A 12,427-nucleotide genomic window follows, 5' to 3' on the forward strand; every position below is an offset into this window, starting at 1 on the left:
GATCGCCTCACTCCCGTCTCACGCCCCGACCGCCAAGCTGTCTGTCATCGGCCACCACCGCGTGGGCGGCACGGGACCGGTAGGCACGTCGGACACGGGGAGAACAGAGATGACCCAGCAGATGATCGAGCACCAGGACATGGACGTCACCCTCACGGACCTCGACGCCACCGACGAGCGCGGCGTCTCCACCGACCTGGTCCGGGCGTACCTGAACGGCATCGGCCGCACGAAGCTGCTCACCGCGGCGCAGGAGGTCGAGCTGAGCAAGCGGATCGAGGCCGGCCTCTTCGCCGAGGAGAAGCTGGCCCCTGCACCCCCGTCTCCGCCGAGCTGCGCGCGGACCTGGCGCTGATCGCGGCCGAGGGCCGCGCCGCCAAGGACCACCTGCTGGAGGCCAACCTGCGGCTGGTGGTGAGCATCGCCAAGCGCTACACCGGTCGCGGCATGGCCTTCCTCGACCTCATCCAGGAAGGCAACCTCGGCCTCATCCGCGCCGTCGAGAAGTTCGACTACACAAAGGGCTACAAGTTCTCCACCTACGCCACCTGGTGGATCCGCCAGGCCATCACCCGCGCCATGGCCGACCAGGCCCGCACCATCCGCATCCCCGTGCACATGGTCGAGCAGGTCAACCGGATGGTCCGGGTACGCCGGGAGCTGTCGGTGTCGCTGGGCCGCGAGCCCACGGTCAGCGAGGTGGCCAAGGCGCTGGAGATCCCCGAGTTCCAGGTGATCGAGCTGATCTCCTACGACCGGGAGCCGGTCAGCCTGGACCAGGCCGTCGGCGAGGACGGCGAGAGCGCGCTCGGCGACTTCGTCGCCGCCGTCGACCCGCGCACCGAGCCCGGCGACGCCGCCACCAACGGCGAGCTGCGCAACGAGGTCCGCATCGTGCTGGCCACGCTGTCCCAGCGGGAGCAGGCGGTGATCCGGCTGCGCTTCGGCCTGGACGACGGCCGGCAGCGCACGCTGGACGAGGTCGGCCGCGAGTTCGGCCTGTCCCGGGAGCGGATCCGGCAGATCGAGAAGGTGACGTTGCTGAAGCTGCGCGACCCGGAGCGGGCGAACCGGCTGGAGGCGTACGCCTGCTGAGCCACCCCTACCCCGACAGGCCCCGGCGGTTCGCCGGGGCCTGTCGCGCTTGATACGCCGGCCACGCCCCACCACCCTGAGACGATGAACTGGACGCTGGAAGTGGTGGTCGTACCGGTCTCCGACGTGGACCGGGCCAAGGAGTTCTACGCGCAACGGCTCGGCTTCGCCGTCGACCACGACACCGATCTCGGCGGAATGGGGCGGATCGTGCAACTCACTCCCCCGGGCTCCGGCTGCTCGATCGTCTTCGGCCGAGGCGTCGTACCGGAGATGCCGCCGGGCTCACTCAAGGGCCTGCAACTCGTCGTGGCCGACCTGGAGCAGGCGCGCGCCGAACTGGTCGAGCGGGGCGTCGAGGTGAGCGAGATCCAGGTGATGGGCCAGAACCCGCACCCGGTGCCGCACCCGCTGGACAACGTCGGCTTCGTCTTCTTCCGCGACCCCGACGGCAACGGGTGGTCGGTGCAGCAGATCTCCGCCCGCGGCTGAGCGCTGCGGCGCCCGCGGGCGGGCGCTGCGGGTCGCCCGGGCGGGCGCTGCGGGTCGCCCGGGCGGGCGCTGTTAAGAAGGGGCCCTTCCTCTACCGGAGGCGTTAATAAGGGGCCCTTCCTTACAACCGGCGCGGGCCGGTGTCCGGGCGGGCGGCCTCCACGCCGGTGCGCACAGTGGCGTGCAGCACCGAGATGCCGTCCGGCCGGGCCAGCACCGGGTTGAGCGTGAGCGACCGTACCCGGGGCTGCTCGTCGGCGAGCCGGCCGACCCGCACCAGCAGGTCGACCAGGGCCGCCCGGTCCACCGGCGCCGCGCCCCGGTGCCCACGCAACAGCGGCGCCGCCCGGGGCTCGTCGACCAGCTCGGCGGCGTCCCGGTCGGTCAGCGGCACCGCACGCCACGCCCGGTCGCCGAGCAGCTCGGTCGCCACGCCACCCAGCCCGAACCCGACCACCGGCCCGAACGCCGGATCCTCCACCAGCTCCACCACGCACGCCACGCCCGGCGCGACCATCGGCTGCACCAGCACCTCCGCGCCGAACACCGGGGCCATCTCCGCGTACGCGCGGCGCAGCGCGGCGGCGTCGGCCAGGTCGAGGCGTACCGCGCCGAGGTCGAGGCGGTGCCGCAGCCCGGGGGCGGCGGCCTTGAGCGCCACCGGCCAGCCGAGCCGGTCCCCCACCGCCGCCGCCTCCTCGGCCGAGCGGGCCGGCACCGAGTCCACCACGTCGATCCCGTACGCGCGCAGTAACGCCGCCGAGTCGGCGCCGTCCGGGCGCAGCGCGGCGTGCCCGGCCGCCCGGTCCACGTCGGCCAGTTCCGGCAGCACACCGGGTGGCCGGCGCAGCCAGTCCGCGTACGCGGTGACCCGGCCCAGCGCGCGTACCGCCTCCTCCACGCTCGGGTACGCCGGCACGCCGGCCGGCACCAGCCCGGCCAGGAACGTCGCCACCACCGGTTTGCCGGTGACCCGCGCGTCGGGCAGCGCCGCCGCGAAGTCGGCCACCGGATCGGCGAGCTGGCCCGGCAGCGGCGGCGCGAACACGGCCACCACGGCGTCCACCCGCTCGTCGGCCACCGCGTCGCGGAGCGCGGCGGCGTACGCGGCGGCCCCGGCGCTCGGCCCCACGTCCCGCGGGTAGCCGTCGGCGACTGTCAGCCGCTGGGCGGCGCACGCGGTCGCGGCGAGCCCGGTCAGCGCCGACGAGTTGCCCACCACCGCCACCCGCCGCCCGGCCGGCAGCGGCTGGTGGGCCAGCAGCACGCCCACGTCGAGCAGCTCGGAGACGGTGTCCACCCGGATCACCCCGGACTGGGCGAACAGCGCGCTCACCGCCGCCGCGTCCAGCGCCGGCGCCTCCCCCACGCCCGGCGATCGGGCCAGCGAGGCGAGCGCCACCACCGGCTTGCGGCGGCCGATGCGCCGGGCCAGCCGGGCGAACTTGCGCGGGTTGCCGAACGTCTCCAGATAGAGCGTGATGACGTCGGTGGCCGGGTCGTCCTGCCAGTACTGGAGCAGGTCGTTGCCGGACACGTCGGCCCGGTTGCCGGCCGAGACGAAACTGGACAGCCCGAGCCCGCGCCGGGACGCCTCGGCGAGCAGCGCCACCCCGAACGCGCCGGACTGGCTGAACACGCCGACCCGGCCCGCCGCGGGCAGCACCGGCGCGAGCGTGGCGTTGAGGCGTACCGCCGGGTCGGTGTTGGCGACGCCGAGGCAGTTCGGGCCGACCACGCGCATGCCGGCCAGGTGCGCGGCGCGGACCAGCGCGCGCTGCGCCGCCGCGCCGGCCGGACCGGACTCGGCGAACCCGGCCGAGATCACCACGAGGCCGTGCGCGCCCGCGCGGGCGGCGTCGCGCACCACGTCGGTCACCGCGTCCGGCGGGACCGCCACCACGGCGAGGTCGACGTCCTGACCGGCGTCGGCCGCCGAGGGGTACGCGGGCAGCCCCGCCACCGTCGCCGCGCTCGGGTGCACCGGCACGATCGCCCCGGCGAAGCCGCCGTCGCGGAGGTGCCCGAGCAGCGCCGCGCCGACGCCCTGGCCGGTGGTGCTGGCGCCGTAGACGGCGATGCCGCGTGGCGCGAGCAGCCGGGCGATCGAGCGGGCCTCGGTGCGGTGCTCCCGGCCGCGCTGCACCTCGAGGGTCGCCTCGGTGGGCGCGATCGGGAAGCTCAGGTGCACCACGCCGTCGGCGTACTGGCGCTGTACCTGGTAGCCGAAGTCGGCGAAGACCCGCAGCATCGTCCCGTTGGCCGGGAGCACCTCGGCGACGAAGTGCACGATGCCGTGGCGCCCGGCCGCGTCGGCCAGATGTTCCAGCAGCACCGAGCCGATGCCCCGGCCCTGGTAGGCGTCCTCGACCACGAACGCCACCTCGGCCTCCGGCGAGGCGGGGCCGAGTCGCTCGTACCGGCCGACGGCGACGATCCGCTCGCCGGCGAGCACCACGAACGCCTCCCGGTCGCGGTGGTCGACGTTGACGAAACGCTTCAGGTCGCGTTCCGGGATTCGCGGGTACGGCGAGAAGTAGCGCAGGTATCGGGTGCGCTCCGAGAAGCGGCCGTGCATGGCCACGATCTCGGGTGCGTCCTCCGGTCGGATCGGTCGCAGCTGGACGGTCGTGCCGTCGCTGAGCAGCACGTCCACCGGTTGTTCGACGGTGGTCACCGGTCGGTCCTCCCCCTGCCGCCGGCTCAGTCGCGCGGGTCGTGCGGGTCGAGCCCGAGCAGCGGGAAGACGGCCTTGCGGGTGGCCGCGACGGCCCGGTCCACCGCGTTCGGCTCGCCGCTGGGCTGCCACGGCAGGTACGACGGGTCCACGTCGTCGGTCATCCGCAACGGCACCTCGTGCCCGGGACGCCGCCGCGCGGCCAGGTCCCGCCAGCCGGGCGGGGTCGGCGTGGCCGGGTCGACCGGCTCTCCGGTGGCCACCGCGAGCAGGTGCGTCCAGGCCCGGGGCACCACCTCGACCAGCGCGTACCCGCCGCCGCCGGTGGCGACCCAGCGGCCGTCGCACAGCTCGTCGGCGAGCGCCCGCAGCGTGCGGTACGTGGCCGCCTGCCCGTCCACGGAGAGGTGCAGGTCCGCGAGGGGGTCCTTGCGGTGCCCGTCGGCGCCGCACTGGGTGACGAGCACCTGCGGCCGGTACGCGCGCAGCACCGACGGCACGACCGCGTGGAACGCCCGCTGCCAGCCGGCGTCGCCGACCCCGGGCGGCAGCGGCACGTTGACGGCGGTGCCCTCGGCGCCCGGTCCGCCGGTCTCGTCCGGGAACCCGGTGCCGGGGAACAACGCGAGCGGCGTCTCGTGCAGGCTGATCGTGAGCACCCGCGGGTCGCGGTAGAAGATCTCCTGCACGCCGTCGCCGTGGTGCACGTCGACGTCCACGTACGCGATTCGCTGCGCGCCGAGGTCGAGCAGCCGGGCGATGGCCACCGCCGGGTCGTTGTAGACGCAGAACCCGGCGGCCCGGGCGGGCATCGCGTGGTGCAGGCCGCCTGCGACGCTCACCGCGCGCCGGGCCTCGCCGCGCCACACCGCCTCGACCGCGGCAGTGGTGGCGCCGGCGATCAGCGCGCTCGCCTCGTGCATCCCGTCGAAGACCGGATTGTCCGAAGTGCCGAGACCGAAGCCGGCGAACAGCGGGTCACGCGGCGCGGACCGGACCGCGTCCAGGTAGGCCGGATCGTGGACGCGGGTGAGCAGCGCGTCGTCGGCCGGCTCGGGCTTGACCAGCCGCACGCCGGGCCGGTCCAGCACACCCAGCTCGCGGGCGAGCGCCATGGTCAACTCGACCCGGACCGGGTCGAGGGGATGGTCGCCCATGTCGTAGGCGAGGAGCGCCTCGTCCCACACCACAACCGTGTCGTCGGCCATGCGGCCATCGTCGCACGTGGGCCCGGGTGCGCCCACCTGACGTGCGCTCACCGGCCGGACGTGCCACCGGTCGCGACCGGACGGTCCGGGTCGGCCACCCACTCGCTCCACGAGCCGACGTACAACGCGGCGTCCGGGCGACCGGCCAGGTGCAACGCGAGCACCGCCTGCGCGGCGGTCACCCCGGAGCCGCAGTACGCGCCGACCGGCGCGTCCGCGTCCACCCCGGCGGCGGCGAACCGTTCCCGCAGTTCCCCGGCGTCGGGGAAGCGGCCCTGCGTGACGTACTCCGGGGCGGGCACGTTGACAGCGCCCGGCACGTGCCCGGCGACCGGGTCGACCGGCTCGTGCTCGCCCCGGTAGCGCGGCGCGGCCCGTACGTCCAGCAGCACGCCGGGCTCGGCGGCGGCGAGCCGGGCGGCCTGTGCGGCGTCGAGCACCGGCAACGCGCCGGGTGCCACAGTCACGTCGCCGGGCGCCGGAGCGGGCACGCTCGTGTCGACCGGCAGCCCGGCGGCCGTCCAGGCGGGGAAGCCGCCGTGCAGCACCCGCACCTGCCGGTGCCCGGCCCAGCGCAGCGTCCACCAGGCGCGGGCGGCGGACATGCCGTCGCCGCCGTCGTACACCACCACCGGATGACCCGCGCGGACGCCCGCGGCCCGCAGCGCGGCCTGCAACGCCGCCGGGTCCGGAAGCGGGTGCCGCCCGGCGGCGCCGGGCGGCCCGCACAGCTCGGTGTCCAGGTCGATGAAGACGGCGCCGGGCAGGTGGCCGGCGGTGTAGTCGTCGCGCCCGGGCGGGCCGGCCAGCCGCCAGCGGACGTCGAGCAGGGTCGGCGGGTCGGCGTGATCGAGTTCGGCGACGAGCCGGTCGGGCTCGACCAGCAGGTCTGCGGTGGCGGACATACGGTCCAGTCAACACCATCCGGCGCATCACCTCCGGCTTCGCCTGCGTCGATGGTCGGTGGTAACGGGTACCATCGGAGCCCAGGAGGCCGCAGACGTGAAGCACGACCTTGTTGACACCACCGAGATGTACCTGCGCACCATCCTCGAACTCGAGGAGGAGGGGGTGCCGCCGCTTCGTGCCCGCATCGCCGAGCGGCTGAAGCAGAGTGGCCCGACCGTCAGCCAGACCGTCGCCCGCATGGAGCGCGACGGCCTGCTCACCGTCGAGGGCGACCGGCACCTGACCCTCACGCCGCAGGGCCGCAACACCGCCGTGTCCGTGATGCGCAAGCACCGGCTGGCCGAGCTGCTGCTGGTCAACGTGATCGGGATGCCCTACGAGGAGGCCCACGAGGAGGCCTGCCGGTGGGAGCACGTGATGAGCGACGCGGTGGAGAAGCGGGTTTTCGACCTGCTCAACCGCCCGACCCGCTCGCCGTACGGCAACCCGATCCCGGGCCTGGAGGAGCTGGGTGACCCGGGCCTGGTGCCCGCCGACGCCGTCGAGGGTGAGCGCAACCTGGCCTTCCCCGGCCTGTCCGGCACCGTCGTGGTGCGGCGGATCTGCGAAAGCGTGCAGACCGACTCGGACGTGCTCCGGCAGTTGCACGCCGCCGGCGTCGACCCGGGCGCGACGGTGACTGTGGCGCAGGAACGCGACGCCGTCTCGATCGACCGCTCCGGTGACCGGGTCCGGCTGCCCCGCGAGGTGGCGTCCCGGGTGTTCGTCGCGGCCCGCTGACTCTCCGGCGGCCCTGACGTCCCGTCAGAGCTGCTATGGCGACCTTCGGTCAGAGCTGCTATGGCGACCTCCGGTCAGAGCTGCCTTGTGTCGATCACCTTGGCCAGCGTGACCAGCTTGCCGGCCGTCTTGTCCGCCTCCGCCTTCGCGGTGCCGGGCGGGGCGGTCCAGCGCAGCGTGGCGAGCCGGCCCTCGGTGGCCAGCCAGCCGACCTCGGCGGCCGGTCCGGACTTCGCGGTCTTGGGCAGCGTGCGCCGGTAGGCGGCCTTGCCCAGCTTGCTGATCTTCGCCGCGCCGCTGGGCTGCACGTCCAAGGTGAACGTGGCCGCGTCGATCGACGTCTCCGTCACCGACAGCGTCAGCTCCGGCAGCACCGCCCTCGCCGCGCGGACCACACAGGTGTGGGTGTCGCCCCGCTCCGTGGCCGCCGCCACATCGAACGTGCCGCCGGTGTGCTCGGCGATCACCGCGAAGTCGAGCAGCCGGCACGCCCCGCCCGAGGACGCCGCCGCCACCGGGACCGGCGGGGGCGGAGCGGGCGGTCCGGACCCGGTCGGCGCCTCCTCGGCGCAGCCGGCGGCGAGCAGGACGGCCGGAACGGCCAGCCAGATTCGGGCGCGCACGGGAGACCTCCGCGGTCGGCGGCGGGTCCGACCCGCCGGAGTTCCGTCGGACACCGTACGGGGTGCCCCAGCGGGGACGGAAGCCCCTAATCGGCCACGTACGGACAGTGCCGGCAGCCTCGCCCGCAGCACGTGCCGCGCCTCGCCAGGAAGCCCGCGCTGAGCACGAACAGCCCGGTCTCCGGGTCCAGGTAGCCGGCCTCCCCGGCGGCCAGTGCGGCGGCGTGCGCGGCCAGGATTCGTTCCCGCTCCGGGTGGTCCGGCGACAGCCGCGACGGGTGCGGTTCGGTCAGGGGCCGGTCCGCCAGCTCGTCACGCACCGCTGGAGTCTACGGAGTAGCCTCCTTACCCTCGCGCGACGCCCTGGGTGCTCACGCCGGTACCTCCCGTCGCGCCGGCCGTTCGGGAGGGACACTAGGAGCGGATGCGGTTGCGCCGTGAACCGGTCCGCGCCGACCGGGCATGAACGGGTGTGACGAACAAAATGCGCCGGGCCGAGGCCCACGAGCGGGAATCTCCTGGGGTCGGGCCGCCCGACGAGCCGTCGGACGACGACGTGATCCGCGCGTCCGTCGCCGAGCCGGAGCGGTTCGGTCCGTTGTTCGACCGGCATGCCGTCCCCGTGCACCGCTATCTGGCTCGCCGGATCGGTGCGCCGGCGGACGATCTACTGGCCGAGGCCTTCCTGGTCGCATTCCGGCGGAGGGCGTCGTACACCTCGGACGTCGGCGTACGGCCGTGGCTCTTCGGGATCGCCACCAACCTCGTGCGCCGGCACGTGCGGACCGAGGAACGCCGCTACCGCGCGCTGGCCCGGCTCGCCGCCGGCGAGGTCGCAGCGCCGGTAATCGAGGACGCGGTCGACCGGCTGGACGCCGCCGCCCTGCGCCGGGACCTGGCCCTGGCCCTGGCATCGCTGCACCGGCGGGACCGGGACGTGTTGCTGCTCACCGCGTGGGCGGACCTGTCGTACGAGCAGATCGCCGCCGTGCTCGACATCCCGCTCGGTACCGTCCGCTCCCGCCTGCACCGTGCCCGCCGACTCACCCGACTCGCGCTCGCCCCCGAGGAGCCGACATGAACGAGATCGACCTGCTGCGTACGCACGGGCCGGACGCCCCGGAACCGTCCACCGAGACGCTCCGCCTCGCGCGGGACCGCCTCGCCGGCGAGTTCGCCGCCGCATCCGTACGCCGGACCGTTCCGCCGCTGCGGCGGCGGACGCTCCTGGTGGCAGCCGGGGCCACGATGGCGGCCGGGGCGGGCATTGGCCTCGCGGTACGTCCGCTCGACCGATCGGCGGAGCCGTTGACCCTGGTGGCTGCGACGATCCCGGAGTTTCCGCTGACCCTGCGGTCGCGGCCGGCGACGCTGGACCCACCTCGCTACAGCTACGCTCCGGGCCAGTTTCTCGCCGTATACCTGTCCCGCGGTGCCACCGACGACGTCTACCTCTTCGTCTGGGACAGCCGACCGGCACGGATCGCGACGACGTCGCGTCCGGTGACCGTCGCAGGCCGCCCGGCCGAAATCTACGAGGAGTCGGACCCCGGCGGACCCCGCCGGCTCGACATGTCGTGGGAACGCAGGGCCGGTCAGTGGGTGTCGCTGACCGGCCACGGCATGTTCGCCGACGACGCGGCGCTACTCCGGCTGGCCGAGCACCTCGTCGACGAGCCGCAGCAGGTGCCGCTGCGGGTCCGGCTGGCGCCACGCGGTTGGCGGCTCGCCTTCTTCAAGAACGACACCATCCTGACCCTGCAGGGCGACTCCTCCGACGAGACGCTCACCGTGCAGGTCGTTGCACGCCGTGACCCGGACCTGCTGCGCAACGTGATGGGGGCCCGGGACGAGCGAAAGGTCACGGTGGGCGGCCGGGAAGCCCATCTGATCCGCGCCGACAGTATTTGGTTCCTGCAGGCCGAGGTGCCCGGCGGAGCGGTGGTCAACCTGCAGGCGCCGCTGCGGCTCTCCGTCGACCAGGTCGTCGCGATCGCCGAGCAGATCTCGGTGACTCCGCGGCGGCCCTGACCGTCCCGCTGCCGACCCGTTCCGGCGAGGTCGGCGGCGCGCTTCGCGCAGCGTCCGGTTCAATCGGCCGGACGCTGCGCGAGCAGGAACGCCTGGGGCTGCCGCTCGCCGTCGGCCGGCGCGCGGACCGTCGTCGCCGTCACCGCGAACCCGGCCGCCGCGAGCTGCGCGGCCAGCCGCTGCGGCGACAGCCAGTAGACGTCGTACCCGACCCGGTGGCCGTATGCCTGCTCCCGGCGGTCGAGCCGGTCGCCGGCCTTCACCGCGAGCAGCAGGTGGCCGCCCGGGACGAGCACCCGGTGGAAGCCGGCGAACACCTCCGGCAGCAGGTCCGGTGGCAGGTGGATGACCGAGTACCAGGAGACCAGCCCGGCCAGCGACCCGTCCGGCACGGTCAGCTCGGTCAGCGAGCCGACCTCGAAGCGCAGGTCCGGGTACGTCCGCCGGGCCACCGCCACCATGCCGGGCGAGAGGTCGACCCCGCTGATGTCGAGGCCGAGCCGGTGCAGGTGGTCGGTGACACGACCGGTGCCGCACCCCACCTCCAGCACGGGCCGGCCCGGCCCGACCGTCTCGGCGAACGCGGCCAGCAGGGCCCGGTCCAGCGGTGGTTCCACCACGTCGGGCAGCAGCCGCGCGTAGTCCTCGGCGACGGTGTCGTAGGCGGCGCGCGTCTCGACCAGCCAGGCAGGTTCGGTCACGCCCGCCGACCCTAGTCGCCGCCTGCCCGGCTCGCCCGACCTGATTGATCATGAAGTTGACGGCCGTCGCGCCCGGCGTGTCGCGCCGTCAACTTCATGATCAACGAAGACAGAACGGGTGGGTCAGCGGAACCAGGTGAGGGACTGGCCGTGGCCTGTCGTCCAGGCCACGGGGTGGCCGTCGAGGGCCAGGACGTTGTGGAAGCCGTCGGCGGGTGGCTCGGGCAATGCCGCGTGGGGCAGCACCGACGGATCCTCGTTGGCGATCCAGTGGCCCGGCAGGCTCCGGACCAGCGCGGTGAACGCGTCCCGCCGTGGCGGCGGCACCTGGTAGAGCACCGAACTGTGGAACACCACGAGCGTCGCCCCGGCCGGGGCCTGCGCCGCCAGCGCCGGCAGGTCGTCGACCAGGTCACCGCGTACCAGCAGGGGCGGGTCGGCCGCCGCGATCGCCGCCGCGGCGCGCAGCCGCTCCCGGCGGTGCCGGTGTTCCGGCCAGATCAGCGCGTCCAGCCAGGCCACGTCGGCCGGGGCGGTGACGTCGAGCGGGTTCACGTCCAGCCCGGCCCGCCACACCACCTCCGGGCGCCGCCGCGGCGGCTCGACGCCGGTCAGGTCACAGTCGAGCACCGGCTCACCCCCGCCGAGATGCCGGTCGCCGTACCGGTAGGCGTACCGGTCCGGGTAGAGGCACAGCCCCGCGGACGCGCCGACCTCCAGCAACGCCAGCGGCTGCGGCAACGCGGCGAGCACCGGCAGCAGCACCGCGCAGCGCCCGGCCTCGTTCGTCTGCGTCGCCCGCACCCGCATCTGCGCCGCGACATCCGGCCAGTGCGCGATCACGTACGCGCGGAACGCCGCCGGGTCGTCCACCGGCCCGCCGCGCAACCGCACCACCCCGAACAGCAGGTTCGGCTGACGCTTGGCCGGCGGCAGCGTGTCGAGCAGGGCGAGCAGCTCCGGGTCACCGGCCACCGCCCGCGACAACCGCTCGTACGCCGGGGACACGCCGCGCGTCTCCCGCTCGGCGAAGACCCGATAGATGTCGGTCGTGCTCATCCCCCGAGCATTCCAGCTCGCGTACACGATGGGATGTGACAGTGGGCACCTACGGCCGTTTCGGCCGACGGGGACGAAGTCCCCGGGAGATCTCCTCCAGGTGCCGCTGTTGGTGCTCGCGCACCATGGCCTCCCAGATCTCCTGGTCGAAGTCAGGATCGAGCGGCACCCACCGGTGCGAGCCGTCGCAGTAGTGAAACCGTTCGTCGCCCGGCCGAATGACACTCATCGCACCCACCCGAGGAAGCGCTGATGCAACACCCCGGCCGGCATCCAGGTCAGATCCTCCGCCGCCCACACCAGATAAGACCCCATGTACAAGCCCAACGACACCGGCGCTCCGGCGAACTCGGCCCGCAGCTCACGACGCCGCGTCGGGCAGGGCCACGGAGCGCCACACCCACCGCAGCTCCACACCGGAAGAACCGGCCCGTGGGTGGTCACCGGAGGCCGTCCAGGAAGCGCCGGGTGGCGGTCCGCGCCTGCCGGCGGGCCGCCCATTCGACCTGCTGACAGGGGTACGGAGACAGGCGCGCCCACCATGCCCGACACCCCGTGCAGAAGCCGTCGAGGCCGGGTACGTGCACCGACAGGATCTGCCGGACCTGCGACTCCGTCACGTCTGCTCCTCTCCCGGCCAGTGGCCGCGACGGATCGGGATGCGATGGCGTGCGCGGCACGGCAGTTCCGCACCGCAGCGGCAGATCCGCCGCCACCGCCGCCAGGACCACACCGGCCGGTGCCGCCGAGCGAGGGTCAGCGCGACCGCCACCACGTACTCCTCGTACGACACACGAGTACGCATGCCGCCCTCCCAAATTTAGACTTCCATTTTGGAAGCCCAACTAGACT

The 12,427-nt window shown here is 74.1% G+C and carries 14 protein-coding genes and 1 pseudogene; 5 read left to right on the plus strand and 10 right to left on the minus strand.

What is annotated here, in order from left to right; genetic code table 11:
• Positions 1–109: 109 nt before the first annotated feature.
• Together sigB and ACGFIA_RS01040 are read left to right on the plus strand one after the other, a co-directional pair.
• Positions 110–1,095: pseudogene (gene sigB, locus ACGFIA_RS01035) on the plus strand (RNA polymerase sigma factor SigB).
• Positions 1,096–1,179: 84 nt separating this feature from the next.
• Entirely contained in the window at positions 1,180–1,587 is a 408-nt protein-coding gene (locus ACGFIA_RS01040; protein WP_357382630.1) for a VOC family protein, read from the plus strand.
• Between the two features lie 121 nt (positions 1,588–1,708).
• Here ACGFIA_RS01040 and ACGFIA_RS01045 read toward each other — a convergent pair whose 3' ends face one another.
• The 3 genes from ACGFIA_RS01045 to ACGFIA_RS01055 are packed head-to-tail and all read right to left on the minus strand — an operon-like array spanning position 1,709 to position 6,377.
• Positions 1,709–4,264, minus strand: coding sequence for a GNAT family N-acetyltransferase (locus ACGFIA_RS01045; RefSeq protein WP_357467432.1), 2,556 nt, complete (start codon positions 4,262–4,264; stop codon positions 1,709–1,711).
• A gap of 26 nt (positions 4,265–4,290) precedes the next feature.
• On the minus strand, positions 4,291–5,472 hold the full coding sequence (locus ACGFIA_RS01050) for an acetoin utilization protein AcuC (protein ID WP_357382626.1): 1,182 nt from the start codon (positions 5,470–5,472) through the stop codon (positions 4,291–4,293).
• Between the two features lie 47 nt (positions 5,473–5,519).
• Positions 5,520–6,377, minus strand: coding sequence for a sulfurtransferase (locus tag ACGFIA_RS01055; protein ID WP_357382624.1), 858 nt, complete (start codon positions 6,375–6,377; stop codon positions 5,520–5,522).
• A gap of 97 nt (positions 6,378–6,474) precedes the next feature.
• Here ACGFIA_RS01055 and ACGFIA_RS01060 point away from each other — a divergent pair, with 97 nt between their 5' ends.
• On the plus strand, positions 6,475–7,161 hold the full coding sequence (locus ACGFIA_RS01060) for a metal-dependent transcriptional regulator (protein WP_269701234.1): 687 nt from the start codon (positions 6,475–6,477) through the stop codon (positions 7,159–7,161).
• A gap of 74 nt (positions 7,162–7,235) precedes the next feature.
• Here ACGFIA_RS01060 and ACGFIA_RS01065 read toward each other — a convergent pair whose 3' ends face one another.
• Both ACGFIA_RS01065 and ACGFIA_RS01070 read right to left on the minus strand, forming a co-directional pair.
• A complete protein-coding gene (locus ACGFIA_RS01065) occupies positions 7,236–7,784 on the minus strand; it encodes a hypothetical protein (RefSeq protein ID WP_357382622.1) in 549 nt (182 codons plus the stop codon).
• Between the two features lie 86 nt (positions 7,785–7,870).
• Positions 7,871–8,104, minus strand: coding sequence for a DUF5522 domain-containing protein (locus ACGFIA_RS01070; protein WP_357382620.1), 234 nt, complete (start codon positions 8,102–8,104; stop codon positions 7,871–7,873).
• 164 nt (positions 8,105–8,268) lie between these two features.
• Here ACGFIA_RS01070 and ACGFIA_RS01075 point away from each other — a divergent pair, with 164 nt between their 5' ends.
• Together ACGFIA_RS01075 and ACGFIA_RS01080 are read left to right on the plus strand one after the other, a co-directional pair.
• The gene (locus tag ACGFIA_RS01075) at positions 8,269–8,865 is read left to right on the plus strand and encodes an RNA polymerase sigma factor (protein ID WP_357382776.1); all 597 of its coding nucleotides are present in this window, start codon (positions 8,269–8,271) and stop codon (positions 8,863–8,865) included.
• Positions 8,862–9,815 (plus strand): hypothetical protein, encoded by a 954-nt coding sequence (locus tag ACGFIA_RS01080; protein ID WP_357382618.1) that lies wholly within the window; start codon positions 8,862–8,864, stop codon positions 9,813–9,815. Before ACGFIA_RS01075 ends, ACGFIA_RS01080 begins: the two co-directional genes overlap by 4 nt.
• A 59-nt stretch (positions 9,816–9,874) precedes the next feature.
• On the opposite strand, the gene ACGFIA_RS01085 is transcribed toward ACGFIA_RS01080, so the two are convergent.
• From ACGFIA_RS01085 to ACGFIA_RS01105, 5 genes are all read right to left on the minus strand, one after another.
• A complete protein-coding gene (locus ACGFIA_RS01085; protein WP_357382616.1) occupies positions 9,875–10,516 on the minus strand; it encodes a class I SAM-dependent methyltransferase in 642 nt (213 codons plus the stop codon).
• Between the two features lie 123 nt (positions 10,517–10,639).
• Positions 10,640–11,575, minus strand: coding sequence for a DUF2332 domain-containing protein (locus tag ACGFIA_RS01090; protein ID WP_357382614.1), 936 nt, complete (start codon positions 11,573–11,575; stop codon positions 10,640–10,642).
• A gap of 49 nt (positions 11,576–11,624) precedes the next feature.
• Positions 11,625–11,804 carry a hypothetical protein gene (locus tag ACGFIA_RS01095; protein WP_357382612.1) on the minus strand — a complete coding sequence of 60 codons (180 nt, stop codon included), beginning with the start codon at positions 11,802–11,804 and terminating at the stop codon, positions 11,625–11,627.
• A gap of 211 nt (positions 11,805–12,015) precedes the next feature.
• Entirely contained in the window at positions 12,016–12,195 is a 180-nt protein-coding gene (locus ACGFIA_RS01100; protein WP_013284757.1) for a hypothetical protein, read from the minus strand.
• Positions 12,192–12,380, minus strand: coding sequence for a hypothetical protein (locus tag ACGFIA_RS01105; RefSeq protein WP_357382610.1), 189 nt, complete (start codon positions 12,378–12,380; stop codon positions 12,192–12,194). The genes ACGFIA_RS01100 and ACGFIA_RS01105 overlap by 4 nt, the downstream gene beginning before the upstream one ends.
• Positions 12,381–12,427: the final 47 nt, after the last annotated feature.

This window comes from Micromonospora sp. NPDC049203 (genome assembly GCF_043197215.1).
In the GTDB taxonomy this organism is placed as follows: Bacteria; Actinomycetota; Actinomycetes; order Mycobacteriales; family Micromonosporaceae; genus Micromonospora.

What these genes read in the sequence shown, in the direction of transcription:
- ACGFIA_RS01040 (WP_357382630.1), top strand. Translation starts at nt 1,180, where the DNA reads ATGAACTGGACGCTGGAAGTGGTGGTCGTACCGGTCTCCGACGTGGAC.
- ACGFIA_RS01050 (WP_357382626.1), bottom strand. Translation starts at nt 5,472, where the DNA reads ATGGCCGACGACACGGTTGTGGTGTGGGACGAGGCGCTCCTCGCCTAC.
- ACGFIA_RS01055 (WP_357382624.1), bottom strand. Translation starts at nt 6,377, where the DNA reads ATGTCCGCCACCGCAGACCTGCTGGTCGAGCCCGACCGGCTCGTCGCC.
- ACGFIA_RS01075 (WP_357382776.1), top strand. Translation starts at nt 8,269, where the DNA reads ATGCGCCGGGCCGAGGCCCACGAGCGGGAATCTCCTGGGGTCGGGCCG.
- ACGFIA_RS01080 (WP_357382618.1), top strand. Translation starts at nt 8,862, where the DNA reads ATGAACGAGATCGACCTGCTGCGTACGCACGGGCCGGACGCCCCGGAA.
- ACGFIA_RS01090 (WP_357382614.1), bottom strand. Translation starts at nt 11,575, where the DNA reads ATGAGCACGACCGACATCTATCGGGTCTTCGCCGAGCGGGAGACGCGC.
- ACGFIA_RS01095 (WP_357382612.1), bottom strand. Translation starts at nt 11,804, where the DNA reads ATGAGTGTCATTCGGCCGGGCGACGAACGGTTTCACTACTGCGACGGC.
- ACGFIA_RS01105 (WP_357382610.1), bottom strand. Translation starts at nt 12,380, where the DNA reads ATGCGTACTCGTGTGTCGTACGAGGAGTACGTGGTGGCGGTCGCGCTG.